Below are 23872 nucleotides of genomic sequence, written 5' to 3'. Positions count from 1 at the left end.
CCAATGGCGTTGATTAGATAGCGTTTTCAATTGCGACCCTTCTGATCCGAGACCGACCTCTGGCCAATGGCACTTCGCCAGGTGTATTCCATCGGTAACACCAGGACGTAACCGGCGCGCGCCAAAATGTGGCAGGGCGACTCAACGGGCACGGTTGTAGGTCAGGCCTTTCGACCGTCCGTCGCCCTTCTGGCTACTTGTGGCGAAAAGCCACCAAACCCCGGGCCAGACGGACCGGTACGTGCAGCAGCCAGGCGCCCTTCCCCTCGCGACCCCTGGAGTTCAGGATGAAAATCTCCCCAGCGCTGTGGTTGTCCGGTCTGTTGCTGAGCTCTACCGTGCAGGCTGCTGTCGAGCCTGAGAGTTGTCGGCAGGTGCGCCTGGCCGATGTCGGCTGGTCGGATCTCAATATCACCAACGCCACGACGCGCTATCTCCTCAGCGCCCTCGGCTACGAGACCGAGCTGCTGCGCCTGTCCCTGCCGCAGACCTATGACACCCTGGTCGCGGGCGAGGCCGATGTCTTTCTCGGCAACTGGATGCCGGCGCAGACCAAGCTCAGCCAGCCCCTGGTCGACGCGGGTGCGATCGACCGTCTGCACGCCAACCTGGAAGGCGCCCGCTACACCCTGGCGGTGCCCCAGTACGTCTATGACGCCGGGGTAAAGAACTTCGCCGACATCGCCCGCTTCGCCGAGCGCTTCGATCACACCCTCTACGGCATCGAGCCCGGCAACGATGGCAACGCGCTGGTGAAGAAGATGATCGCCAGCAATGCCTTCGGCCTGGGCGACTTCAAGCTCGACGAATCCAGCGAGCAGGGCATGCTGACCCAGGTGCGGATGAAGGAGCTGCTGGACCGGCAATGGATCGTCTTTCTCGGCTGGGAACCCCATCCGATGAACGTCCGGCACAAGCTGGCCTACCTCGACGGGGGCGACGAGTATTTTGGCCCGAACCAGGGCGGGGCAACGGTCTACACGGTGGTGCGCAAGGGCTATGCCCAGCTGTGTCCCAACGTGGCCCGCCTGCTGGGCAACCTGGTGTTTTCCCTGGACATGGAAAATCAGCTGATGGACCAGGTGCTCAACGAAAAGGACAACCCGCGCCGCGCCGTGCGCAACTGGCTCAAGCGCAATCCCGAACACCTGGATGTCTGGCTCAAGGGTGTCACCACCCGCAGCGGTGCGCCGGGCAACGCCTCGGTGAAAGCCACTCTGGCCAACTGAACACGGGGGCCCAAGGGCTTGCCAGCACCCCTGGCCCGCGTCTTGCCCCAGGGGGCCGTATGATGGCTACAAGCCCAACTTCGGCAACCGCGCCCGGCCGCCAGGGTGCCCTGAGCCTCATGCTGGATGCGACATTTCCGCTTCTGGTTACGACGCCGCGTACACTGGTAGCGACGCAGGCGGTAGGCGAGCCTGGGGGGATGGGTTACAGATAAATACACGTGGGGCGCACCGAAAGGTACCCCGCCAAACGCAAGGAGATGTGTCCATGAAAGGTTGTTCCCGTTGGCTCTTGAGTGCCGCCCTGCTGGCGCCACTCGCTGTTCAGGCAGCCGAACCGGCTTCCTGTGCCAAGGTGCGCTTTGCCGATGTCGGCTGGACCGACATCACCGTGACCACGGCCGTGACCAGCGAGGTGCTGCATGCCCTCGGCTACCAGACCACGACCAACATGATCTCCGTACCGGTTACCTATAAGTCCTTGCAGAACAAGGACATCGACGTCTTCCTCGGCAACTGGATGCCGAGCATGGCGGCGGACATCAAACCCTATGCCGACAACGGCAGCGTCGAGACCGTGCGCGCCAACCTGGAAGGCGCCAAGTACACCCTGGCCGTGCCCCAGTACGTCTACGACGCCGGGGTGAAGAGTTTCGCCGACATCGCCAAGAACGCCGACAAGTTCGACGGCAAGATCTACGGCATCGAGCCGGGCAACGACGGCAATCGCCTGATCCAGGGCATGATCGACAAGAACGCCTTCGACCTGGGCAAATTCAAGCTGGTGGAATCCAGCGAAGCGGGGATGCTGTCGCAGATCCAGCGCGCCGAGCGCCGCCAGCAGTGGGTGGTATTCCTCGGCTGGGAACCCCATCCGATGAATACCCGCTTCAAGATGGCCTATCTCGAAGGCGGCGACGACGTCTTCGGTCCCAACTTCGGCGGCGCCACCATCTACACCAACGTCCGCAAGGGCTACGTCCAGGAATGCCCCAACGTGGGCAAGCTGCTGACCAACCTGTCCTTTACCCTGGACATGGAAAACCAGCTGATGGACAAGGTCCTCAACGAAAAACAATCCGCGAGCGCGGCCGCCAAGGTGTGGCTCAAGGCGCATCCGCAGGTGCTCGACCAGTGGCTGGCCGGCGTGACCACACGCGATGGCAAGCCCGCTGTGGAGGCGGCCAAGGCCGCCCTGGCACCCTGACAGAACAATAACATTCGACTGTCCCGCGCCAGTTCGGGCGGGTACTGCCACAGCCGAAGCACGAATCAGCGTTTCTCGTGCTTCGACCTGTCCACTCCTACCTGACGGGCACCGTTATGTTAATCACCGACCACAAGCTTCCTCTCGGCCAGCAGATCGCCGACTTCATCGACTGGCTGACGCTGCATGGCGCCAGCGTCTTCGACAAGATCTCCGATGTGCTGTCCGGCCTCATCCACGGCCTTACCGCCGGCCTGATGTGGTTCAACCCGCTGGCCTTCATTGCCCTGGTCGCGGTAGGGGTCTATCTGCTGCAACGCAGCATCGGCCTGGTGATCTTCGCCCTCGTCTCCCTGCTGCTGATCCTCAACCTGGGGTACTGGCAGGAAACCATGGAAACCCTGGCCCAGGTGGTCTTCGCCACCCTGGTGTGCATCGCCGTCGGCGTGCCGCTGGGCATCATCGCCGCGCACAAGCCCTGGTTCTACACCGGCCTGCGCCCGGTCCTGGACCTGATGCAGACGGTCCCCACCTTCGTCTATCTGATTCCGACCCTGACCCTGTTCGGCCTGGGCGTGGTGCCCGGACTGATTTCCACGGTGGTGTTCGCCGTGGCCGCACCGATCCGCCTGACCTGCCTGGGCATCCAGGATGTTCCTGCCGAGCTGATGGACGCCGGCAAGGCCTTCGGCTGCTCGCGCTGGCAGCTGCTGACCCGCATCGAACTGCCCCACGCCATGCCCAGCATCGGCGCCGGCATCACCCAGTGCATCATGCTGTCGCTGTCCATGGTGGTGATCGCTGCCCTGGTGGGCGCCGACGGCCTCGGCAAGCCGGTGGTGAACGCCCTCAACACCGCGGACATCGCCCTGGGCTTCGAAGCCGGCCTGTCCATCGTCCTGATCGCCATCCTGCTCGACCGGGTGTGCAAGCAACCCGCTCCTCGCGAGGTTAAATAAGTCATGACCGCCATACGTTTCGAACACGTCGACGTCATCTTCGGCAAGCAGAACAAGCGTGCCCTGGAGCTACTCGACCAGGGCAAGGGTCGCAGCGAGATCCTCCAGGAGACCGGCCAGGTGCTGGGCGTCGAGGACGCCTGCCTGGAGGTCCAGAAGGGCGAGATCTGCGTGCTGATGGGCCTGTCCGGCTCGGGCAAATCCAGCCTGCTGCGCTGCATCAACGGCCTCAACACCGTGAGCCGCGGCAAGCTGCTGATCGAGCACAAAGGCAGCGAAGTGGACATCGCCAACTGCTCGCCCGCGGTGCTCAAGGACATGCGCACTACGCGCATCGCCATGGTGTTCCAGAAATTCGCCCTGATGCCCTGGCTGACCGTGGCCGAGAACGTTGGCTTCGGCCTGGAGATGCAGGGCCGCTCGGCCGCCGAGCGCAAGAAGCTGGTCGACGAGAAGCTGGAGCTGGTAGGCCTGACCCAATGGCGTAACAAGAAGCCCGATTCCCTGTCTGGCGGCATGCAGCAGCGCGTCGGCCTGGCTCGTGCCCTGGCCATGGATGCCGACATCCTGCTGATGGACGAGCCCTTCTCCGCCCTTGACCCGCTGATTCGCCAGCAGCTGCAGGACGAACTGCTGCAACTACAGGCCAAGGTCAACAAGACCATCGTCTTCGTCAGCCATGACCTCGACGAAGCCCTCAAGATCGGTACCAACATCGCCATCATGAAGGATGGCCGCATCATCCAGCATGGCCGTCCCGAGGACATCGTGCTCAATCCGGCGGACGAATACGTGCGCACCTTCGTCGCCCACACCAATCCGCTCAACGTACTTAGCGGCTACAGCCTGATGCGCGGCCTGGACAAGTGCGGTCGCGAGGGCAACGAGATCTGCCTGGAACGCAGCCACGACATCTGGCTGGCCCTGGATGGCCAGACGGTCAAGGCGCTGCGCCGCGGTGGCGAGAGCCTGGCCCTGCAACGCTGGACCCCGGGCATGCCGGTCACCAGCCTGCAGCGCCAGCCGACCCTGGCACCGGCCGACATCCGCATGCGCGACGCCCTGGAGATCCGCTACCACACCGGGCACAAGCTGGTGCTGGAGACCGATGGCCGCGCCGTGGGCATCCTTGGTGACAAGGAGCTCTACCACGCCCTGCTGGGCAAGAATCTGGAAAAGGCCGGCGAAGACGTCGCTCCGCCCGCGGTCCGCTCGACCCTGTCCCAGGCGGGCTGACCCCCCGCTTCGCCACCCGCCTCTCCGCTGCAGAGGCGGGTGCGCATCTCCCTCCTGCTCCACTGCCGACAGACCCAGCAGGCTCGCCTGGCCGGCTTCCGCCTCCCATGATCCTGAGCTACGCCTTTGGCCCTGCCAAAAGACGTGCAGGCGCCTTCCCCGGCAGCGCCTGACGGTGCCGCCGAGCGACTGGGAGATGATCGAGGTGACACAAGACAGGCAGGCTGCGAGCGCCTCGGTGATCTCGCAGCCTGCTTGGAGAGGTAGCGGGAAGACCTAGAGCACCACCGTCCGCCCGGCGTTGAGGAAGACGCGACGCTCCAGGTGATAGCCCACCGCCCGGGCCAGGGTCAGGCACTCGATGTCGCGGCCACGGGCCACCAGGTCCTCGGCGTAGTGGGCGTGGTCCACGGACTCGACGCCCTGGGCGATGATAGGACCTTCGTCCAGGTCGTTGTTGATGTAGTGCGCGGTGGCGCCTACCAGCTTGACGCCCTTGGCATAGGCCTGGTGATAGGGACGCGCGCCCTTAAAACCCGGCAGCAGCGAATGGTGGATGTTGATTGCCCAGCCATCGAGGCGACGGCACAGCTCGGGCGACAGCACCTGCATGTAGCGCGCGAGGATGACCAGCTCCGCGCCGGTCTCCTGCAGCACCTGCCACACCCTGGCCTCCTGAGCCGGTTTGTCCTGGGGATCCAGCGGAAAATGGTGATAGGGAATGCCGTGCCAGGCCGCCAGGGGCTCCAGATCCGGGTGATTGGAGATCACCGCCACCACGTCCATGGGCAACTGGCCGATACGCTGACGATAGAGCAGGTCGTTGAGGCAGTGGTCGGCTTTGGAGACCATGATGGCGACCTTGGCGCGATAGCCGGGCGGGGTCAGCTCGAAGGTCATGTCGAAGGGCGTGAAGCGCAGGTCCAGGCCGACGCGGAACAGGCCCTCGTTGAAATCGCTGGGCACCTGGAATTCCACCCGGATGAAGAAGCGCTGGGCTTCGCGGTCATCGAAGCTGTGGTGCTGGGTGACATAGCAGCCCTGCTCGAACAGATAGCGCGTGACCACGTCCACGGTGCCGAGGCGACTCGGGCTCTGGGCGGTGAGAATCCAGGTATCGGGCGTGCGGCTCATGATGAAGTCCTTTGCATGGAGATGAAGCCAGAATCACAAAACCCGACCTGCGCATCACGCAGGTCGGGTTCGCTGGAACGGGGCTGAACGCGGAGCCGGATCAGGCCTCGATGCGCAGTCCGTACTCGGCGCTCGCGTCCTGCAGCCACAGCCAGACGTAGTCGGCGAAGCTGCGCCGCACCACCAGCTCCCAGGTGTCTTCCGCGGTATGGCGGATCATCAGCTGGGACTTGGCGAACACCGTCCCCACCGCCTTGCCCACCGGGAAGTTGCTCGGATGGACGTCGTAGGAGGTGGACTTCATCAGCACTTCACGCACCTTGGGGCCCTTGAGCTCGACCAGGGTCTGGCCACCGCCGACGTTGACGATGGCGACATGACGCTCGCCTAGCGCCTGGCGCAGGGCCTGCTCGGTGGCGAACTCGCTGCCACCGGGCACAACCAGCAGCCACTCGTCCGGGCCGAGCCACTGCAGCGAGCTCTCGCCCTTCTGGGTGATCGCCAGGGGACCGGGCACTTCCAGGCCGACCACGCTCTGCACCGCGCCGGTGAAGCCTTCGTCATGGGCGTCGCCACGGATGACCAGATGCCCCAGCAGGGCTCGCTCGCGCAGGGTTACCCCGGCGGTGGCCGGGCCGCGGCCGGCGAGCTTGCTTAGCTCGGCGTGGAACAGCGGGGATTCGGCGCGCGCCGTGGCGGAGTATTGGTCGTAGACATTGATGTTGTTCATGGGGCGCTATCCTCGTTAGGCGACGTTCTGCCGCTCACCCTTGGGGTCGTAGAACACCGGCGAGACGATCTCGGCAGCGATGTAGCGGCCATCGGCCAGCGGGGCGTAGACGGTCTGGCCCATGCGGCCCAGCCCACCCTTGACCATGGCCATGGCGAAGCCGTAGCCCAGGGTCGCGCTGTGGTAGCTGGAGGTCACGTGACCGACCATGTCCATGGGGATCGGCTGGTTGCGCTCGAACACCAGCTGCGCGCCTTCCGGCAGGACGTCGCGGGCATCCTGGGGCTTGAGGCCGACCAGCTGCTTGCGATTCTCGCGGACGCAATCCTGGCGATGCATGCCGCGCTTGCCGATAAAGGAGAAGCTCTTGTTCAGGCTCACCGCCCAGCCCATCCCCAGGTCCTGGGGCGTGACCGAACCATCGGTGTCCTGCCCGATGATGATGAAGCCCTTCTCCGCCCGCAGCACGTGCATGGTCTCGGTGCCGTAGGGGGTGAGGTCGAATTCCTTGCCCGCGGCGACCACCTGCTCCAGCACGCCCATGGCGTAGTTGGCCGGCACGTTGATCTCGTAGGAGAGTTCGCCGGTGAAGGAGATGCGGAACACCCGCGCCGGTACTCCGCCCACCTGGCCTTCCTTCCAGGCCATGAAGGGGAAGGCGGCGTTATCCAGATCGATGTCGGTCAGCTTGGCCAGCAGCTTGCGGCTGTTGGGACCGGACAGGGTCAGGGTCGCCCAGTGGTCGGTGACCGAGGTGAAGTACACCTCCAGCTCCGGCCATTCGGTCTGGTGGTAGAGCTCCAGCCATTCGAAGACGCGCGCGGCGCCGCCGGTGGTGGTGGTCATCAGGAAGTGGTTGTCGGCGAGACAGGCGGTGACACCGTCATCGAAGACCATGCCGTCTTCCTTGCACATCAGGCCGTAGCGCGCCTTGCCGATGTCGAGCTTGGTCCAGGCGTTGGTGTAGACGCGGTTGAGGAATTCCCGCGCGTCCTTGCCCTGGATGTCGATCTTGCCCAGCGTGGAGGCGTCGAGCAGGCCGACGCTGCGACGCACGGCCAGGCACTCGCGGTTGACCGCGGCATGCAGGTCCTCGCCCGCCTTGGGGAAGTACCAGGGACGCTTCCACTGGCCGACGTCCTCGAACAGGGCGCCCTGCTTGAGGTGCCAGGCATGCAGCGCGGTGTAGCGCTTGGGCTCGAACAGGTGGCCGCAGTGCCGTCCGGCGATGGCGCCGAAGGTGATGGGCGTGTAGTTCGGGCGGAACATGGTGGTGCCGACTTCCGGGATGGCCTTGCTCTGCACCCGGGCAGCGATGGCCAGACCGTTGATGTTGCCCAGCTTGCCCTGGTCGGTGCCGAAGCCCATGGCGGTGTAGCGCTTGACGTGCTCGATGGACTCGAAGCCCTCGCGGCAGGCCAGCTCGATACCGGCGGCGGTCACGTCGTTCTGCAGGTCGACGAACTGCTTGGGCGCGCGCGACGACGGCTTGTCGTGGGGCACCTGGAACAGCGCCAGACTCGGCTCTTCCTGGCGGAATTCGGCCTGGGGCAGTTCACCGCTGACCACCTTGGCACCGGCTTCGGCCGCGGCAGTGGCGCCGGCTTCGAAACCGTCGGCCAGGACGTCGCCCAAGGCGAAGACGCCATTCACGCCACCGGCGCAGAGGCGCTTTTGCGGCGCCGGGCCGGGCACGAAGGCCTGGATGTCTTCACGCCACTGCGGGCGACCGCCCAGGTGCGAGGCCAGGTGGACCACCGGGCTGTAGCCGCCGGAGGTGGCGATGAGGTCGCAGTCCAGCCACTCGCCACCACCCAGGGTGCGGAAGGCGGTCAGGTCGATAGTGGCGATCTTGGCCCCGGTCACCCGGGTGTTGCCGCGGGCTTCGCTCACGGCGGTACCGCCCATGACGCGCACGCCACGCTTGCGCACTTCCTCGACCCAGGCGCCGCGGGGGTTGGGCCGCGCATCGGCCACGGCCACCACTTGGCGACCGGCTTCGAGCCAGTCCAGGGCCACGCGGTAGGCGTAATCGTTGTTGGTGGACAGCACCAGGCGCTGACCAGGAGCCACGGCATAGCGACGGATGTAGGTGGACACGGCGCCCGCCACCATGTTGCCTGGCAGGTCGTTGTTGGCGTAGACCAGCGGCCGCTCATGGGCGCCGGTGGCCAGCACCACGCGGGTGGCGCGGACGCGGTGCAGGCGCTGACGCACCTGGCCATGGGGCGCGCGATCACCCAGGTGATCGGTCAGCCGCTCGTGGATGGTGAGGAAATTGTGGTCGTGGTAGCCGTTGACCGTGGCGCGCGGCAGCAGGACCACGTTGTCCAGACCCTGCAGCTCGGTCACGGCCTTGGCGGCCCAGTCGGCCGCCGGGGCGCCATCAAGCCGCTCGCGGCTGTCCAGCAGGCTGCCACCGAATTCTTCCTGCTCGTCGGCCAGGATCACCCGGGCGCCGCTGCGACCGGCGGCCAGAGCGGCGGCCAGACCGGCGGCGCCACCGCCCACCACCAGCACGTCACAGTGCTGGTTGAAGTTGTCGTAGGTGTCCGGATCGACCTGGGTCGGCGCACGGCCGAGGCCGGCGGCCTTGCGGATGTACTTCTCGTAGGTCATCCACAGGTTCTGCGGATACATGAAGGTCTTGTAGTAGAACCCGGGCGGCATCATCTTGCCGCCGACCTTGCCGAGGATGCCCATGAGGTCATTGTTGACGCTCGGCCAGCCGTTGGTGCTGGCCGAGACCAGGCCCTGGTACAGCGCCTGCTGGGTGGCCCGCACGTTGGGCACCTGGGTGGCCTCGGTGGCACCGATCTGCATGATGGCGTTGGGCTCTTCGGCACCGGCGGCGACGATGCCGCGCGGCCGGGAGTACTTGAAGCTGCGGCCGATCACGTCGACGCCGTTGGCCAGCAGGGCCGAGGCCAGGGTGTCACCCTTGAAGCCCTGGTAGGTCTGACCGTTGAAGGTGAAGGTGATGGCCTGGCTGCGGTCCAGGCGACCGCCCTGGGTGAGTCGATGGACCTGGCTCATGTGCGCTCTCCTCGCTCGGCGGTGAAGCGGGGTTGCTCGCCGATCGGATAGGTTTCGAGAATTTCGTAGGTCTCGGTGTTACGGGTCGCGTTGAAGTACTGGCGGCAACCCGAAGCGTGGACCCACAGCTCGTGACGCAGGCCGCGCGGGTTGTCGCGGAAGAACATGTAATCGCCCCACTCCGCGTCGCTGCAGGCCTCGGGATCCAGCGGGCGCGGGATGTGCGCCTCGCCGGCGGCGTGGAATTCTTCTTCGGAGCGCAGTTCCCCGCAGTGGGGGCAATGGATGTACAACATGCTCAGGCTCCTTAGTGCGCGACGGCCGCTGCGCCGTGTTCGTCGATCAGCGCGCCGGTGTGGAAACGGTCGATGGAGAAGGGCTTGGCCAGCGGATGCATCTCGCCGGAGGCGAGCGACGCCGCGAAGACGTTGCCCGAGCCCGGGGTGGCCTTGAAGCCGCCGGTACCCCAGCCGCAGTTGAAGAACAGGTTTTCCACCGGGGTCTTGGAAATGATCGGGCAGGCGTCGGGCGAGGTGTCGACGATGCCGCCCCACTGGCGGTTCATGCGCACCCGCGACAGGATCGGGAACATCTCGACGATGGCCTGCAGGGTGTGCTCGATCACCGGGTAGGAGCCGCGCTGGCCATAGCCGACCCAGCTGTCGATACCGGCGCCGATCACCAGGTCGCCCTTGTCGGACTGGCTGATGTAGCCGTGCACCGCGTTGGACATGATGACGCTGTCGATGATGGGCTTGATCGGCTCGGACACCAGCGCCTGCAGCGGGTGGGATTCCAGCGGCAGGCGGAAGCCGGCCAGCTTGGCCATGTGCCCGGAGTTGCCGGCGGTGACGACGCCGACGCGGCGGGCACCGATGAAGCCGCGGTTGGTTTCCACGCCGATCACCTTGCCGTCCTGCTTGCGGAAGCCGGTGACTTCGGTCTGCTGGATCAGGTCTACGCCCAGGGCGTCGGCGGCGCGGGCGAAGCCCCAGGCCACGGCATCGTGACGGGCTACGCCGCCCCGGCGCTGCACGGTGGCACCGAAGATCGGGTAGCGGGTGTTCTTGCTGCAGTCCAGGTAGGGAATCTCTTCGGCCACCTGACGGGTGTCGAGCAGTTCGCCGTCCACGCCGTTCAAGCGGTTGGCGCTGACCCGGCGCTCGGAATCGCGCATGTCCTGCAGGGTGTGGCAGAGGTTGTAGACGCCACGCTGGGAGAACATGACGTTGTAGTTGAGGTCCTGGGACAGGCCCTCCCACAGCTTCATGGCGTGCTCATAGAGGTGCGCCGACTCGTCCCACAGGTAGTTGGAGCGGACGATGGTGGTGTTGCGCGCGGTGTTGCCGCCGCCCAGCCAGCCTTTCTCGATCACGGCGACGTTCTTCACGCCGAATTGCTTGGCGAGGTAGTAGGCGGTGGCCAGGCCATGACCGCCACCGCCGACGATGACCACGTCGTACACCGGCTTGGGCGTCGGAGTGCGCCACATCCGCTGCCAGTTCTCGTGATGGCTCAGGGAGTGCTTGAAGAGGCCGAAGCCGGAATAGCGTTGCATCTGGAGACTCCTGCAGACGACGCCCCTTTCCGCGAGGGGGAAAGGGGTTGGATAAGGGTTGCGTCAGGCGCGTGCGACTAGCGGTAAACCGGGTAGTCGCGGCACAGCGCGGCCACCTGGCGCGCCACCTGGGCTTCCACATCGGCATCGCCGAGGTGGTCGAGGATGTCGCAGATCCAGCTGGCGACGCGTTCGCTTTCGCTGACGCCCAGGCCACGGGTGGTCAGCGCCGGGGTACCGATGCGCAGACCGGAGGTCACGAAGGGCGACTGGGGGTCATTGGGCACGGCGTTCTTGTTCACGGTGATGCAGGCGCGACCCAGGGCGGCGTCCGCGTCCTTGCCGGTGATGCCCTGCTTGATCAGGCTGACCAGGAACAGATGGTTGTCGGTGCCACCGGAAACCACGTCGAAGCCGCGGGCCTTGAATACGCCGGCCATGGCCTGGGCGTTCTTGATCACCTGCTGCTGATAGGTCTTGAAGCCAGGCTCCAGGGCCTCCTTGAAGCACACCGCCTTGCCGGCGATGACGTGCATCAGCGGGCCGCCCTGGGCACCCGGGAATACCGCGGCGTTGAGCTTCTTCTCGATGTCGGCGTTGGCCTTGCACAGGATCAGGCCGCCACGGGGGCCGCGCAGGGTCTTGTGGGTGGTGGTGGTCACCACGTCGGCGAAGGGCACCGGGTTCGGGTAGACGCCGGCGGCGACCAGACCGGCTACGTGGGCCATGTCGACGAACAGGTAGGCACCCACGCTGTCGGCGATGTCGCGGAAGCGCTGGAAGTCCAGGGTCTTGGAGTAGGCGGAGAAACCCGCCACGATCATCTTGGGCTTGTGCTCTTCGGCCAGACGCTGGATCTCGTCGTAGTCGATCAGCCCGGTGTCGGTGTCGATGCCGTACTGCACGGCGTTGTACAGCTTGCCGGAGGAGCTGACCTTGGCGCCGTGGGTCAGGTGACCGCCGTGGGCCAGGCTCATACCCAGGATGGTGTCGCCGGGCTGCAGCAGCGCCAGGTAGACAGCTGAGTTGGCCTGGGAGCCTGAGTGCGGCTGGACGTTGGCGTAGTCGGCACCGAACAGCTGCTTGGCGCGTTCGATGGCCAGCTGCTCGACCTTGTCGACGTGCTCGCAGCCACCGTAGTAGCGCTTGCCCGGATAGCCTTCGGCGTACTTGTTGGTCAGCACGCTGCCCTGGGCTTCCATGACACGCTGGCTGGTGTAGTTCTCGGACGCGATCAGCTCCAGATGATGCTCCTGGCGCCGCGCTTCCTCGCCCATGGCGGCGAACAACGCATCATCGTAGCCCTGGATTTGGTCCTGCTTACTGAACATCGCGGCGCTCCTAAAGTCTGTGGCGGTGAAAACCACCCCCTTGGCCGCGATGGTAGGCCCGCCCCCTGACCCCAAGATGCCTGTTTACGCCCCGGGCCGGCGCGTTTGCGACAGCCGTCTGGGCGTCGAGTTTCGCCGTTCGCCGGGTCCGATCAAGCCGGCTCGTTCCGCGCCGATAGGCTGACTACTTCACCCGGCCAGCGAGCTCTGCCATGTTCAATGCGCACTATAAGAAGACCATCGCTCGGCTAGAGGCCGAGTTGCACGCCAACCAGGGCCTGACCCGCGCCCTGGAACGCTCCATGGCGGTAATCGAGTTCGACCTCGACGGCGCGATCCTGCGCGCCAACGACAACTTCCTCAGGCTGACCGGCTACCGCGCCGACGCCCTGATCGGTCAGCATCATCGCCGCCTGTGCCCGAGCAGCGTGGTGCAGGGTCGCGACTATGGCGATTTCTGGGCGCGCCTCAAGCGCGGCGATTTCGTCTCCGGCACCTTCCAGCGCCTGGATGCCCAGGGCCGTACCCTCTGGCTGGAAGCCAGCTACAACCCGGTACCCGACAGCAGCGGCAAGATCGCCAAGGTGGTGAAGTACGCCCTCGACGTCACCGCCCAGATCGAGCGCGACAGCGAAGCCCAGAGCAAGCTCAAGGCGCTGGACCGCGCCCTGGCGCGTATCGAGTTCGACCTGGACGGGCGCATCCTGGACGCCAACGACAACTTCCTGGCCACCCTGGGCTACAGCCTCAAGGAGATCCAGGGCCAGCAGCATCGCCTGTTCTGTGAGCCGGCCTTGGTCAACAGCAGCGAATACGCCGACTTCTGGCGCCGCCTCAATGCCGGCGAATTCTTTCGGGGCCAATTCAAGCGGCTGGGCAAGCATGGCCGGGTGATCTGGCTGGAAGCGAGCTACAACCCGGTGTACGACGCCACCGGCCGGCTATACAAGGTGGTCAAGTACGCCAGCGACATCAGCGAGCGGGTGGAAAAGCACGAAAGTGACGGCCGCAGCGCCTCGCGGGCCTATCACATCTCCGCCGAGACCGAGAAGGTCGCCGAGCACGGCACCCGGATCATCCAGGCGGCCGCCGGCGAGATGCGCGAGATCGCCCACAACGTCAGCGCCTCCGCTGAGGTGATCGGCCAGCTGGGCCAGCGATCCGAGCAGATCACCGCCATCGTCAACACCATCCGCGGCATCGCCGACCAGACCAACCTGCTGGCGCTCAACGCCGCCATCGAGGCCGCGCGCGCCGGTGACCAGGGGCGTGGCTTCGCCGTGGTCGCCGACGAGGTCCGCCAGTTGGCGGGACGCACCAGCAGCGCCACGGCGGAGATCGCCGAGATGATCGGGCGGATCTTGAGCGAGACCCAGCAGGCGGTCGCCAGCATGGAAAGCACCCAGGGTCGAGCGGTCAAGGGCGTCGAACTGGCCGACCAGGCCGGTGCGGTGATCGTGCAAATCCGCGATGGCGCCAGCGACGCCGTGGAAGCCGTGAGCATGTTCGCCAGCAAGCTGGACGAATCCGAGGTGATTCCCAAGGGCGCGCGCAACTGGGTGGGGCATTGAGACCTCAGGCTTGATCGGGATCAAGCGTCCCTGACAGCCAGGGTCTAGCATGAAGGCATACCCCTCTCGTGGAGATGCCCCATGCACAATGTCCTGGTCGCCTACGACGGTTCCCCCAGCGCCGACAACGCCCTGCGCTACATCCTCGACCTGGTGAAGGCCGGGCTGTCGCTGGAGCTGCACCTGCTCAACGTCCAGAACGAGCCGGAGATCTACGGCGCGCCCTTCGACGACCGCATCCTGCGCGAATGGCGCGGCAGCCTGCAGGACAAGGCCGAAGACATCCTGGTGCGGGCGCGCCCGGCCCTGCTCGAAGCCGGTATCGAGGCCCAGACCCACGTGGGCTTCGGCGGCATCGCCGAGACCATTGGCGAGACGGCGCGGCGCCTGCAGGTGGACACCGTGGTCATGGGCACGCGGGGGCTGGGCTCGCTCAGCGGCCTGCTGCTCGGCTCGGTGGCCCATCGCGTGGTCCATCAGGTGCCCTTGCCGGTGATCCTGGTGAAATAGTCGCCCAACAAAAAACCAGCCCGCGGGCTGGTTTTTTCATTTCCGGGCACCGAGTGGATCAGATGCTCAGGGTCCAGTCGTAGTCGACGATCAGCGGCGCGTGCTCGGAGAAGCGCGGCTGCCGTGGCAGGCGCGCCGAGCGGACGAAGCGGCGCAGACCCGGGGTGAGGATGTTGTAGTCGAAGCGCCAGCCCAGGTTGAGGTGCTCGGCCTGGTCGCTGTCCGGCCACCAGCTGAACTGGTCGCCTTCGCGGCTCACTTCGCGCAGGGCATCCACATAGCCCATGTTGCCGATCACCTCGTCCATCCAGGCCCGCTCGGGGGCCAGGAAGCCGGGGATCTGCTGGCAGTCGCGCCAGTTCTTCACGTCCTGCTTCTGGTGCGCCACGTACAGCGAGCCGCAATAGATGTACTCGCGACGCTTGCGGCGCTGCTTGTTCAGGTAGTGGGTGAAGTCGTCCATGAACTTGAATTTCATGTTCAGGTCTTCGTCACCGCGCTTGCCCGAGGGCAGCAGCAGGCTGGCGATGCTGACCTTGTCGAAGTCCGCCTGCAGGTAGCGACCGAAGCGATCGCAGGACTCGAAGCCCAGACCGCTGATCACCGCCTTCGGCTGGACCCGCGTATAGAGCGCGACCCCGCCCTGGGACGGCACTTCGGCGTCGCAGGCATAGAGGATGTAACCCTCCAGCGCATAGGCCGGATCGTCCATGTCATAAGAAGAGGCGCGCGTATCCTGCAAGCAGATCACGTCGGCATTCTGCGCCTTAAGCCAGGGCAACAGGCCCCGCTCCACAGCGTCCTGAATACCATTGACGTTCAAGCTGATGATCCGCATAAATGGCCCCCAAAAAATCGTGGATGTATGATACCCGAGCTAAACCGGTTTAGCTAAATACAAGCCGCGCAAGGACTTATATGCAGGCGTATCAGCGTAATTTCATTCGTTTCGCCATCGAGCGCGGAGTTCTGCGCTTTGGTGAATTCACCCTGAAATCGGGTCGTATCAGTCCCTATTTCTTCAACGCCGGCCTGTTCCACAGCGGTGCGGCCCTGGCCCAGCTCGGCCGTTGCTATGCCGATGCGCTGGTGCAGGCCAACCTGCCCTTCGACGTGCTCTTCGGCCCGGCCTACAAGGGCATCCCCCTGGCCGCGGCCACGGCGGTGGCCCTGGTCGAGCACCACGGCCGCGACGTGCCCTGGTGTTTCAACCGCAAGGAAGCCAAGGACCACGGCGAAGGCGGCCTGCTGGTGGGCGCGCCCCTGACCGGCCGGGCGCTGATCATCGATGACGTCATCACCGCCGGCACCGCCATCCGCGAGGTCATGCAGATCATCGAAGGCCAGGGCGCCAGCGCGGCCGGGGTGCTCATCGCCCTGAACCGCCAGGAGCGCGGCCGCGGCGAGTTGTCGGCCATCCAGGAAGTCGAGCGCGACTACGGCATTCCGGTGCTCAGCATCGTCGCCCTGGATCAGGTGCTCGAATACCTGGCCGAGGACGCCGAGCTCAAGCGTCACCTCCCCGCCGTCCAGGACTATCGCGCTCAATACGGCATCTAGCCCCAGGAGAGACGGCCATGGTCGTACGTCGCGCCGCTGCCAGCCTGTTGCTCATCGCCCTACCGCTGGCCGGCCAGGCGGCCGAGCTGTACCGCTATCTGGACCGCAACGGCACCCTGGTCATCGACCGCCAGGGCGTGCCGCCGGAATACGCCGGCAAGGGCTACGACGTGCTCAACGAGCAGGGCCGGGTGATCCGCAAGGTCGCCCCGGCCCTACCTGCCGCCGAACTCGACCGCCAGGCGCGCGAGCGCCAGCAGGCCGTGGTCGATGGCCAGCTGCGCAAGCTCTACAGCAATGTCGAGGACGTCGACCGCGCCAAGGCGCGCAAGCTGGCCGAGCTCGACGGCCTGCTGCAGATCAAGAAGGCCAACCTTGAGGCCGCACGCCAGCTGCAAAGCCAGCTCATGGAGCAGGCGGCGGTGCAGCAGCGCAACGGCCAGGCGCTGCCGGCGGACCTCCAGGCACGGCTCGACGCCGCGGCCGCCGATCAGGTGCGCCTGCAGGCCGATTTGCAGCGCTACGCCGAATTGCGCACCAGTACCAGCGCGGCCTTCGACGCCGATCGTGCGCGCATGCAGCGACTGGAAGCCGCTCAGACCACGGATCGCTAGCCCTTCTGCAGTCCCCTCCGCCGATGGCCTGCTGGGCAACACAGCACAGACCCGCCTCTTCACGCCATATTCTGGCACGCACCGTGCAAACCAATTTCCAACGCATTGTTGAACAATTGGGCGTGAAGACCTATGAGCGGCAAAGACGCAGGCGCACTGTCCCTGGGGGCTCAACTGCTGCTGGAAATGCGCGAAGACATCATCGGCGGTCGCCTGCTACCCGGTACGGCGCTGGTCGAGGCTGAACTGGTCAAGGCCTACAACGCCTCGCGCAACACCATTCGCGAAGCCCTGCACCAGCTGGATCGCGAGGGCCTGGCCACCTACGTGCGGCACAAGGGGGTGATGGTGCGGCGCCTGGGCCTGGCCGAGGTGCGCGACCTCTTTACCGTGCGCCGCACCCTCGAACTGCAGGCCATCCTCACCAGCCGCCCGCTGCGCGAATACCAGTCCGATCGGATGCTGGACGCCCTGGAGGCCGCCGAACTGGCGCAGTCGCGCGAAGACTGGCGCGCCCTCGGCACCCACGGCCTGCATTTCCATCAGCACATCGTCGGCCTGCTGCGCAGTCCGCTGTTCGATGAATTCTTCGCCACCGTCGCCGCCCAGATACGCCTGCTGTTTTCCCTCGCGCCCGACGAGGAGCACTTCCAGCGGCCCTGGATCATCCGCGACCGCCAGATCCACGACCTGCTCGCCGCCGGACAGCGCCAGGCGGCGGCCGAGGCCATGGCCAGCTATCTCGACGATTCCGAAAACCGGCTGCTGGATTTGCTGAGCGCAGCCAGGCCGCTCTGACCGAGGAGACCTCCCATGTACAAGGACTACCCCGCCGCCTACCAGTCCACCCAGGGTTCCGCCCTGCAGGTCGACCAGGCCTTTTACGATCGCCTGCGCGAGGACAAGGACGCGCGTACCCTGATCGAGCAATTCGAGATCCCGATCCGCACCGGTCGCGCCTGGAAGGTCCCGGCGGGCCATCTGTTCCGCGTCACCACCCCGCACGGTCCCCAGGTGGGCGACTTCAACGTCTGGAACGCCGAGGACCCACGCGAGCGCATGTGGGCCGCGCGCACCCGGCAACTGCAGGGGGCCCACGTCAGCACCTACGACCGCCTCTGGTCGAACCTGCCCTTCCTGCGTCCGCTGTTGACCATCACCGACGACAGCCTGGCCGGCTACGGCATCGACGAACACGGCGGCCGCCTGCATGACCTGCTCGGCACCCGCTGCGATCCCTACGTCAACAAGATGCTCACCGGCGAGGACTTCCACCACCACTGCCACTCGAACCTGACCCGCGCGGTGCTGCCCCACGGCCTCACCGAATTCGATGTCCACGATGTGCTGAACATCTTCCAGTGCACCGGCCTCAACCATGACGACCTGTACTTCATGAAGGCCTGCCCGGCCAAGCCCGGCGACTACCTGGAGTTCTTCGCCGAGATCGACGTGCTCTGCGCCCTGTCCACCTGCCCGGGCGGCGATCTGTCCCTGGCGATGTGGGGCCCGGACGCCGAGGACCCGCTCAAGGTCTGTCGCCCGCTGGGAGTGGAGATCTACCGGGTCGAGGAGGCGTTGTTGCAGGGTTGGGAATCGCCCAAGCGGGCGGCCTACAACGGCCAGCACGGCCTGACGCTGCCCAAGGCCAGCTGGGAGCAGTGAGTCCGGGCCAGCAATGAAAACGGCGCCCTGGGGCGCCGTTTCTGGGTCCGACCGAGAGCGCTCAGCGCTTGCGGTTGGAGATCAGGGTACCGACGCCGACGTCGGTGAAGATTTCCAGCAGCACCGCGTTGGGCACCCGACCATCGATGATGTGGGCGCTCTGCACGCCGCCCTGCACCGCTTCCAGTGCGCAGCGGATCTTCGGCAGCATGCCGCCGTAGATGGTGCCGTCGGCGATCAGCGAATTGACCTGCTCGGTGGACAGCCCGGTGAGCACCTGGCCCTGCTTGTCCATCAGGCCGGCGATGTTGGTCAGCAGCATCAGCTTCTCGGCCTTGAGCGCCTCGGCCACCTTGCCCGCCACCAGGTCGGCGTTGATGTTGTAGGACTCGCCGTCCGGACCCACGCCGATGGGCGCGATGACCGGGATGAAGTCGCCGCGCACCAGCATGTTGATCAGGTCGGTGTTGACCCCGGTGACCTCGCCCACATGGCCGATGTCGATGATCTCCGGCTTGGTCATCTCCGGCGTCTGCCGGCTGACCTTGAGCTTGGTGGCGCGGATCAGGCCCGCGTCCTTGCCGGTCAGGCCGATGGCCTTGCCGCCATGGCGGTTGATCAGGTTGACGATGTCCTTGTTGACCTGGCCGCCCAGCACCATCTCCACCACGTCCATGGTCTGGGCGTCGGTGACGCGCATGCCATCGATGAAGTGGCTTTCGATGGACAGGCGCTTGAGCAGGTCGCCGATCTGCGGACCGCCGCCGTGCACCACCACCGGGTTGATGCCCACCGCCTTCATCAGCACGATGTCACGGGCGAAACCGGCCTTGAGCTCGTCGCTCTCCATGGCGTTGCCGCCGTACTTGATCACCAGCGTCTTGCCGACGAACCGGCGGATATAGGGCAGCGCCTCGGACAGCACCTCGGCGACGTGCGAGGCATCCTCGCGGCTCAGGGTCATGGCTCACCTCTCAAGGTCGACATAGAAAAGACAAAGGGCGCCTAGGCGCCCTCTGTGCTACCGCTGACCCGAGGTCAGAACGGCAGATTCAGATCCGGCTGTACCGCCAGCAGCTGCTTGCGGAACACCGTCTTGATGCGCTCCAGCTCTTCGAGGGTTTCCGCCTCGAAGCGCAGCACCAGCACCGGCGTGGTGTTGGACGCACGCACCAGGCCCCAACCGTTCTGGTAATCGACGCGGACGCCGTCCAGGGTGGTGATCTGGGCATCGCCCCACTGGGCGTCGCGCTGCAGGGTTTCGATGATGCCGAACTTGTTCTCTTCGGTCACCTGGATATTGATCTCCGGGGTGGAGATGTCTACCGGGAAGGTATCGAACACCTGTTGGGCGCTGTTCTTCTCCTGGCTGAGGATCTCCAGCAGCCGCACGGCGCTGTAGATGCCGTCGTCGAAACCGAACCAGCGCTCCTTGAAGAACACGTGGCCGCTCATCTCGCCAGCCAGCAGCGCGCCGGTTTCCTTCATCTTCTTCTTGATCAGCGAGTGGCCGGTCTTCCACATGATGGGACGACCACCGTAGCCGGCGATGAGGTTGTTCAGGCGACGGGTGCATTTGACGTCGAAGATGATGTCGGCGCCCGGATTGCGGGAGACCACGTCCTTGGCGAACAGCATCAGCAGCTGGTCGGGATAGATGATCTTGCCTTCGTTGGTCACCACGCCGACGCGGTCGCCGTCGCCGTCAAAGGCCAGGCCCAGGTCGGCACCGGTTTCCTTGACCTTGGCGATCAGGTCTTCCAGGTTCTCGGGCTTGCCCGGATCCGGGTGGTGGTTGGGGAAGTTGCCGTCCACCTCGCAGAACAGCGGGATGACCTCGCAGCCCAGGGACTCGATCAGCTGGGGCGCGTTGACCGCGGCAACGCCGTTGCCGGCGTCCACCACCACCTTGAGCTTCTTGGCCAGCACCACGTCGTTGCGGATGTAGTCGGCGTAGCTCTTGAGCACGTCGACCTGCTTGATCTGGCCCTGGCCGCTGGCCACGTCGCCGGTCTCGATGCGCTCGCGCAGACGCTGGATGGATTCGTTGGCCAGGGTCTCGCCGGCAATGACGATCTTGAAGCCGTTGTAGTCCGGCGGGTTGTGGCTGCCGGTCAGCATGACGCCGGACTTGCCTTCGAGCACGTTGGCGGCGTAGTAGAGCACCGGGGTCGGCACCATGCCGACATCGCTGACATTGGCGCCGCTGTCGGCCACGCCCTTGATCAGTTGGGCGACCAGCTCGGGGCCGGACAGACGGCCGTCACGGCCGACGGCCACGTTGGGCTCGCCACGCGCCAGGCTCTCCGAGCCGATGGCACGTCCAATCCAGTAGGCGGCTTCGGCGGTCAGGGAGTCACCCACCACGCCACGGATGTCGTAGGCGCGGAAAATGCTGGCATTGAGTTGGGGGGCTTGCGGGGTAGTGCTCATCGGGGGTTTCTCCAATCCCAGGAGATCCTGGTCTTCGTCGAGGATACTGATATCGAGGATGTCGGTGGTCTGGAACAGCGGCTCGCTCTGTTGAGGGCGCCCTCTGTCGGCAAACTCCGCCAGGGTCTTGGCCACCGCATCGCTGGGAGCGGTGGCATATAGGTCCGGCGACGACCCGGCCGATCGGCTGGCCAATCGGGCCGTCGACTTGGCCACGGGTTCCATTACCGCCAGGCGCAAAGTCGGGCTTTTGGCTGTTTGATTGGCTTCTAGTTCCTCGGCATAGGCCGTCAGACTGCGGACGTCATCACGGAGCCGGCGTGACAGCTCACGGGAAAACAGCCAAAAGCCCGTTAGCACACCGAACAACGCCAGCAGCAGGGCCACCAGGGGAATGCCCACGGGGGTGTCGGCTCCGGCCTCGGCGGCCGGTGCCAGCTCCAGCGTCCAGAGTGGACTGCCAGTGGCGAGCCGCCGCATCAGCGCCGGATCACCGGGGCTACCGCCGCTGGCCAGCACCTGCACACCGCCGCCTGGAAACTGCTGCAACAGGCGCCACTGGCCGACGTTCGCCGGCGGCGTCGCCCAGCCCTGCAAGACGGCCGGGAGTTCTTCCACCAGCACGGCGCTGCCGAGCAACTGATCACCCCGGCGGATGGGCTGGGCGCTGTAGACCAGCCAGCGGTCGCCCAGCCGATAGGCTTCCGGCGGGGTCCGCTGGCCGCTTTCCAGGCGCTTGAGCAGATCGAGGGCGGCATAGTTGAGGGGACCGGGGCGGCTGTCGTCGATCTGGCGCATACCGGCCGGTACCACCAGCACATCGACCACACCGAGGCGCTCGCGCAACTGGCTTTCCGCCGCCGCGCGCGCCGCGGGATCGTCGCCCTGCAGGGCCTGCAGCACCAGGGCATCCCCGGCAACCCCCTGCAGCCGACGGGTCAAGCCGACCAGCAGCTGATTGAGGGAGGCCGCCTGGGCCTGCAGCGTTTGGTCCGCCTGCTGCTCCTGGTTGCGCGCGCCCTGCGGCTGCAACACCAGGAACCACAACAGCAGCGCGGCCAGCAGCAAGCCGGCGAGCGCCAGCAGCAGCCCCGCGCCCATGCCAGGCAAGCCAGCGACCCGGGGGGCCGCCTTGCGCACATCCTTGTCGTTCTTGCCCCTTGTCATGCCGTTCTTCTCCTTTATGTGACGGCGTGCCTTGCGTGCCCGGCGTCAGCGGGTACCGGAGTGCCCGAAGCCGCCAGCGCCCCGCTCGGTCTCGGTAAAGCTCTCGACGATGTCGAAGTGCGCCTGTACCACAGGTACGAGCATCAGCTGGGCAATACGTTCGCCCACACTTACGGTGAAGGTGGTCTGGCCGCGATTCCAGCAGGAGACCATGAGCTCCCCCTGGTAGTCCGAGTCGATCAGACCGACCAGGTTGCCCAGCACGATACCGTGCTTATGACCCAGGCCCGAGCGCGGCAGGATCAACGCCGCCAACGACGGATCCGCGACATGGATGGCGAGCCCGGTGGGAATCAGCGCGGTCTGGCCCGGCTCCAGCACCAGATCCTCTTGCAGCATGGCGCGCAGGTCGAGGCCGGCCGATCCGGGCGTGGCGTAGGACGGCAGCGGGAAATCGCGCCCCAGGCGCGGGTCGAGGATCTTGGCTTGAAGGCTATGCATGGTTCTGGGTGGTGTCTTTCAGGTGGATGGAAATAAGAGCGATGAGCTGACGGGCGATCTTGCCCTTGCTGGTCTGCTCGAAGCGGATCTCGTGCAGGCCGCGGTCGATCACGGTGACCGCGTTGTCTTCGCTGTTGAAGCCAATGGCCGGGTTGGCCACGTCGTTGGCGACGATGAGGTCGAGATTCTTGTCGCGCAATTTGCGCTGGGCGTACTCCAGCAGATTCTGGGTTTCCGCGGCGAAGCCGACGCTGAAGGGGCGATCTGGGCGTCCCGCCAAGGTGGCGAGGATGTCAGGGTTACGCACCAGCTCCAGTATGAGACCGTCACCACGGGTGGGGTCCTTCTTCAGCTTGTGCGGCGCGATGACCTCGGGGCGATAGTCCGCCACCGCCGCCGAGGCGATGAGCACGTCACAGGGCATCAGTGCCTCGCAGGCGGCCAGCATGTCGCGAGCGCTGATCACGTCGATGCGCTCGACGCGATCTGGGGTCGGTAGATGCACCGGGCCGCTCACCAGGCTGACGCGCGCGCCCGCCTCTGCCGCCGCTTCCGCCAAGGCGAAGCCCATGCGGCCGGAGCTGTGGTTAGTGATGTAGCGCACCGGGTCGATGTTTTCCTGGGTCGGGCCGGCGGTGATGACCACATGGCGACCGGTCAGGTCCAGGCGCTGGAAGCAGTCGGCAGCGAGCTGGGCCAGATCAGTAGCCTCCAGCATCCGGCCGAGGCCGACGTCGCCACAAGCCTGGCTGCCGCTGGCCGGGCCGAACAGCTTGATGCCGCGACTGCGCAGGAGCTCGGCGTTGGCCTGAGTGGCCGGATCGCGCCACATGGCCTGGTTCATGGCCGGTGCCAGGGCGACCCGGGCATCGGTGGCCAGCACCAGGGTGGTAAGCAGATCATCCGCCACGCCTTGGGCCAGACGTGCCATCACATCGGCGGTGGCCGGCGCGACCAGCACCAGATCAGCCCAGCGGGCCAGCTCGATGTGACCCATGGCCGCTTCGGCGGCCGGGTCCAGGAGATCCAAATGCACCGGCAAGCCGGACAACGCCTGTAGGGTGAGCGGCGTGATGAATTCACGCCCGCCGCGGGTCAGCACCACCCGCACCTCGGCGCCCTGATCCTTGAGTCGGCGTACTAGCTCGGCGCTTTTGTAAGCGGCGATGCCACCTCCGACGCCCAGCACGATGCGTTTACGATGGAGCCGCTGCATATTGCCTGTTCCGTTTTCGAACCATCTAGGATAGGGATCGCGGGACCAATAGAGGTCTACGCGCGCCCGCAAATCATCCGGTTAAGATAGCACAGCGCCTGCACAGCGCAGGCGCCGCGCCAGTTTAGGTGCAGCCCACTATCGCTAATAGGTCAATGCTGCAGGCTCAATAAGGAAACGTATGAAGACGGCGTTCATCGGTATCAAATTGAAGA

The 23872-nt window shown here is 65.7% G+C and carries 21 protein-coding genes and 1 pseudogene; 11 read left to right on the top strand and 11 right to left on the bottom strand.

The genetic code is table 11. From position 1 onward, the window contains the following. The first annotated feature begins 287 nt into the window (after nucleotides 1-287). From choX to choV, 4 genes are all read left to right on the top strand, one after another. Entirely contained in the window at nucleotides 288-1229 is a 942-nt protein-coding gene (gene choX, locus EC839_RS14325) for a choline ABC transporter substrate-binding protein (protein ID WP_132832707.1), read from the top strand. 268 nt (nucleotides 1230-1497) lie between these two features. Beyond that, entirely contained in the window at nucleotides 1498-2436 is a 939-nt protein-coding gene (locus EC839_RS14320; RefSeq protein WP_132832706.1) for a choline ABC transporter substrate-binding protein, read from the top strand. A 116-nt stretch (nucleotides 2437-2552) separates the two neighbouring features. Next, nucleotides 2553-3395, top strand: coding sequence for a choline ABC transporter permease subunit (gene choW / locus EC839_RS14315; RefSeq protein ID WP_007160036.1), 843 nt, complete (start codon nucleotides 2553-2555; stop codon nucleotides 3393-3395). A 3-nt stretch (nucleotides 3396-3398) separates the two neighbouring features. Beyond that, complete coding sequence (gene choV, locus EC839_RS14310; RefSeq protein ID WP_132832705.1) at nucleotides 3399-4631, top strand: choline ABC transporter ATP-binding protein; 1233 nt, start codon at nucleotides 3399-3401, stop codon at nucleotides 4629-4631. Nucleotides 4632-4907: 276 nt separating this feature from the next. Here choV and purU read toward each other — a convergent pair whose 3' ends face one another. The 6 genes from purU to glyA form a co-directional block, all read right to left on the bottom strand. Then, nucleotides 4908-5765, bottom strand: a complete 858-nt coding sequence (purU, locus tag EC839_RS14305; protein WP_042134842.1) for a formyltetrahydrofolate deformylase — start codon at nucleotides 5763-5765, stop codon at nucleotides 4908-4910. Nucleotides 5766-5865: 100 nt separating this feature from the next. Beyond that, nucleotides 5866-6495, bottom strand: a complete 630-nt coding sequence (locus EC839_RS14300; protein ID WP_132832704.1) for a sarcosine oxidase subunit gamma — start codon at nucleotides 6493-6495, stop codon at nucleotides 5866-5868. Nucleotides 6496-6510: 15 nt separating this feature from the next. Then, nucleotides 6511-9531, bottom strand: coding sequence for a sarcosine oxidase subunit alpha (locus tag EC839_RS14295; RefSeq protein ID WP_132832703.1), 3021 nt, complete (start codon nucleotides 9529-9531; stop codon nucleotides 6511-6513). Next, on the bottom strand, nucleotides 9528-9827 hold the full coding sequence (locus EC839_RS14290) for a sarcosine oxidase subunit delta (RefSeq protein ID WP_017639232.1): 300 nt from the start codon (nucleotides 9825-9827) through the stop codon (nucleotides 9528-9530). Before EC839_RS14290 ends, EC839_RS14295 begins: the two co-directional genes overlap by 4 nt. A gap of 11 nt (nucleotides 9828-9838) precedes the next feature. Continuing rightward, nucleotides 9839-11089: a sarcosine oxidase subunit beta family protein gene (locus EC839_RS14285; protein ID WP_017639231.1), complete on the bottom strand. Its 1251-nt coding sequence runs from the start codon at nucleotides 11087-11089 to the stop codon at nucleotides 9839-9841. Nucleotides 11090-11166: 77 nt separating this feature from the next. Continuing rightward, nucleotides 11167-12420, bottom strand: coding sequence for a serine hydroxymethyltransferase (glyA, locus tag EC839_RS14280; protein ID WP_132832702.1), 1254 nt, complete (start codon nucleotides 12418-12420; stop codon nucleotides 11167-11169). A gap of 212 nt (nucleotides 12421-12632) precedes the next feature. Between glyA and EC839_RS24990 the strand changes: the two are divergent. From EC839_RS24990 to EC839_RS14270, 3 genes and pseudogenes are all read left to right on the top strand, one after another. After that, nucleotides 12633-13403 (top strand): annotated as a pseudogene (locus tag EC839_RS24990) (PAS domain-containing protein); the annotation flags it as partial. Then, nucleotides 13404-13991 (top strand): methyl-accepting chemotaxis protein, encoded by a 588-nt coding sequence (locus EC839_RS24985; RefSeq protein WP_372237657.1) that lies wholly within the window; start codon nucleotides 13404-13406, stop codon nucleotides 13989-13991. Between the two features lie 81 nt (nucleotides 13992-14072). Then, nucleotides 14073-14501 carry a universal stress protein gene (locus tag EC839_RS14270; protein WP_007160045.1) on the top strand — a complete coding sequence of 143 codons (429 nt, stop codon included), beginning with the start codon at nucleotides 14073-14075 and terminating at the stop codon, nucleotides 14499-14501. Nucleotides 14502-14559: 58 nt separating this feature from the next. Here the strand turns inward: EC839_RS14270 and EC839_RS14265 are convergent, their stop codons facing one another. Beyond that, nucleotides 14560-15339, bottom strand: coding sequence for an exodeoxyribonuclease III (locus EC839_RS14265; protein ID WP_007160046.1), 780 nt, complete (start codon nucleotides 15337-15339; stop codon nucleotides 14560-14562). 80 nt (nucleotides 15340-15419) lie between these two features. Here EC839_RS14265 and pyrE point away from each other — a divergent pair, with 80 nt between their 5' ends. The 4 genes from pyrE to EC839_RS14245 all read left to right on the top strand — a co-directional run bounded on the left by pyrE (nucleotide 15420) and on the right by EC839_RS14245 (nucleotide 18340). Then, nucleotides 15420-16061, top strand: coding sequence for an orotate phosphoribosyltransferase (gene pyrE / locus EC839_RS14260; RefSeq protein WP_007160047.1), 642 nt, complete (start codon nucleotides 15420-15422; stop codon nucleotides 16059-16061). A 17-nt stretch (nucleotides 16062-16078) separates the two neighbouring features. After that, complete coding sequence (locus EC839_RS14255) at nucleotides 16079-16675, top strand: DUF4124 domain-containing protein (RefSeq protein WP_132832700.1); 597 nt, start codon at nucleotides 16079-16081, stop codon at nucleotides 16673-16675. Nucleotides 16676-16807: 132 nt separating this feature from the next. Then, nucleotides 16808-17473 (top strand): GntR family transcriptional regulator, encoded by a 666-nt coding sequence (locus tag EC839_RS14250; RefSeq protein WP_132832699.1) that lies wholly within the window; start codon nucleotides 16808-16810, stop codon nucleotides 17471-17473. A gap of 15 nt (nucleotides 17474-17488) precedes the next feature. Continuing rightward, entirely contained in the window at nucleotides 17489-18340 is an 852-nt protein-coding gene (locus EC839_RS14245) for a DUF1989 domain-containing protein (protein ID WP_027598633.1), read from the top strand. A gap of 61 nt (nucleotides 18341-18401) precedes the next feature. Here EC839_RS14245 and argB read toward each other — a convergent pair whose 3' ends face one another. The 4 genes from argB to coaBC form a co-directional block, all read right to left on the bottom strand. Beyond that, on the bottom strand, nucleotides 18402-19304 hold the full coding sequence (gene argB, locus EC839_RS14240; protein ID WP_007160051.1) for an acetylglutamate kinase: 903 nt from the start codon (nucleotides 19302-19304) through the stop codon (nucleotides 18402-18404). A 74-nt stretch (nucleotides 19305-19378) separates the two neighbouring features. Further along, nucleotides 19379-20773: a phosphomannomutase/phosphoglucomutase gene (gene algC, locus EC839_RS24380; RefSeq protein WP_197027426.1), complete on the bottom strand. Its 1395-nt coding sequence runs from the start codon at nucleotides 20771-20773 to the stop codon at nucleotides 19379-19381. A gap of 1212 nt (nucleotides 20774-21985) precedes the next feature. Continuing rightward, nucleotides 21986-22441 (bottom strand): dUTP diphosphatase, encoded by a 456-nt coding sequence (gene dut, locus EC839_RS14230; protein WP_007160053.1) that lies wholly within the window; start codon nucleotides 22439-22441, stop codon nucleotides 21986-21988. After that, the gene (coaBC, locus tag EC839_RS14225; protein WP_132832697.1) at nucleotides 22434-23657 is read right to left on the bottom strand and encodes a bifunctional phosphopantothenoylcysteine decarboxylase/phosphopantothenate--cysteine ligase CoaBC; all 1224 of its coding nucleotides are present in this window, start codon (nucleotides 23655-23657) and stop codon (nucleotides 22434-22436) included. The genes dut and coaBC overlap by 8 nt, the downstream gene beginning before the upstream one ends. Nucleotides 23658-23872 lie beyond the last annotated feature (215 nt).

The organism is Pseudomonas sp. JUb52, from assembly GCF_004341115.1.
Classification (GTDB): Bacteria; Pseudomonadota; Gammaproteobacteria; order Pseudomonadales; family Pseudomonadaceae; genus Chryseomonas; species Chryseomonas oryzihabitans.
Note: the sequence above shows the minus strand (reverse complement) of the source record. Positions and strands in the feature narration are given on the sequence as shown.

Excerpts from the sequence above, each read along its gene's own strand:
- purU (WP_042134842.1), bottom strand. The coding sequence starts at position 5,765 with ATGAGCCGCACGCCCGATACCTGGATTCTCACCGCCCAGAGCCCGAGT.
- glyA (WP_132832702.1), bottom strand. The coding sequence starts at position 12,420 with ATGTTCAGTAAGCAGGACCAAATCCAGGGCTACGATGATGCGTTGTTC.
- algC (WP_197027426.1), bottom strand. The coding sequence starts at position 20,773 with ATGAGCACTACCCCGCAAGCCCCCCAACTCAATGCCAGCATTTTCCGC.
- EC839_RS14250 (WP_132832699.1), top strand. The coding sequence starts at position 16,808 with ATGAGCGGCAAAGACGCAGGCGCACTGTCCCTGGGGGCTCAACTGCTG.
- choW (WP_007160036.1), top strand. The coding sequence starts at position 2,553 with ATGTTAATCACCGACCACAAGCTTCCTCTCGGCCAGCAGATCGCCGAC.
- choX (WP_132832707.1), top strand. The coding sequence starts at position 288 with ATGAAAATCTCCCCAGCGCTGTGGTTGTCCGGTCTGTTGCTGAGCTCT.
- EC839_RS14290 (WP_017639232.1), bottom strand. The coding sequence starts at position 9,827 with ATGTTGTACATCCATTGCCCCCACTGCGGGGAACTGCGCTCCGAAGAA.
- argB (WP_007160051.1), bottom strand. The coding sequence starts at position 19,304 with ATGACCCTGAGCCGCGAGGATGCCTCGCACGTCGCCGAGGTGCTGTCC.
- EC839_RS14300 (WP_132832704.1), bottom strand. The coding sequence starts at position 6,495 with ATGAACAACATCAATGTCTACGACCAATACTCCGCCACGGCGCGCGCC.
- EC839_RS14295 (WP_132832703.1), bottom strand. The coding sequence starts at position 9,531 with ATGAGCCAGGTCCATCGACTCACCCAGGGCGGTCGCCTGGACCGCAGC.
- coaBC (WP_132832697.1), bottom strand. The coding sequence starts at position 23,657 with ATGCAGCGGCTCCATCGTAAACGCATCGTGCTGGGCGTCGGAGGTGGC.
- EC839_RS14265 (WP_007160046.1), bottom strand. The coding sequence starts at position 15,339 with ATGCGGATCATCAGCTTGAACGTCAATGGTATTCAGGACGCTGTGGAG.
- EC839_RS14245 (WP_027598633.1), top strand. The coding sequence starts at position 17,489 with ATGTACAAGGACTACCCCGCCGCCTACCAGTCCACCCAGGGTTCCGCC.
- dut (WP_007160053.1), bottom strand. The coding sequence starts at position 22,441 with ATGCATAGCCTTCAAGCCAAGATCCTCGACCCGCGCCTGGGGCGCGAT.
- EC839_RS14270 (WP_007160045.1), top strand. The coding sequence starts at position 14,073 with ATGCACAATGTCCTGGTCGCCTACGACGGTTCCCCCAGCGCCGACAAC.
- choV (WP_132832705.1), top strand. The coding sequence starts at position 3,399 with ATGACCGCCATACGTTTCGAACACGTCGACGTCATCTTCGGCAAGCAG.
- EC839_RS14285 (WP_017639231.1), bottom strand. The coding sequence starts at position 11,089 with ATGCAACGCTATTCCGGCTTCGGCCTCTTCAAGCACTCCCTGAGCCAT.
- EC839_RS14320 (WP_132832706.1), top strand. The coding sequence starts at position 1,498 with ATGAAAGGTTGTTCCCGTTGGCTCTTGAGTGCCGCCCTGCTGGCGCCA.
- pyrE (WP_007160047.1), top strand. The coding sequence starts at position 15,420 with ATGCAGGCGTATCAGCGTAATTTCATTCGTTTCGCCATCGAGCGCGGA.
- EC839_RS14255 (WP_132832700.1), top strand. The coding sequence starts at position 16,079 with ATGGTCGTACGTCGCGCCGCTGCCAGCCTGTTGCTCATCGCCCTACCG.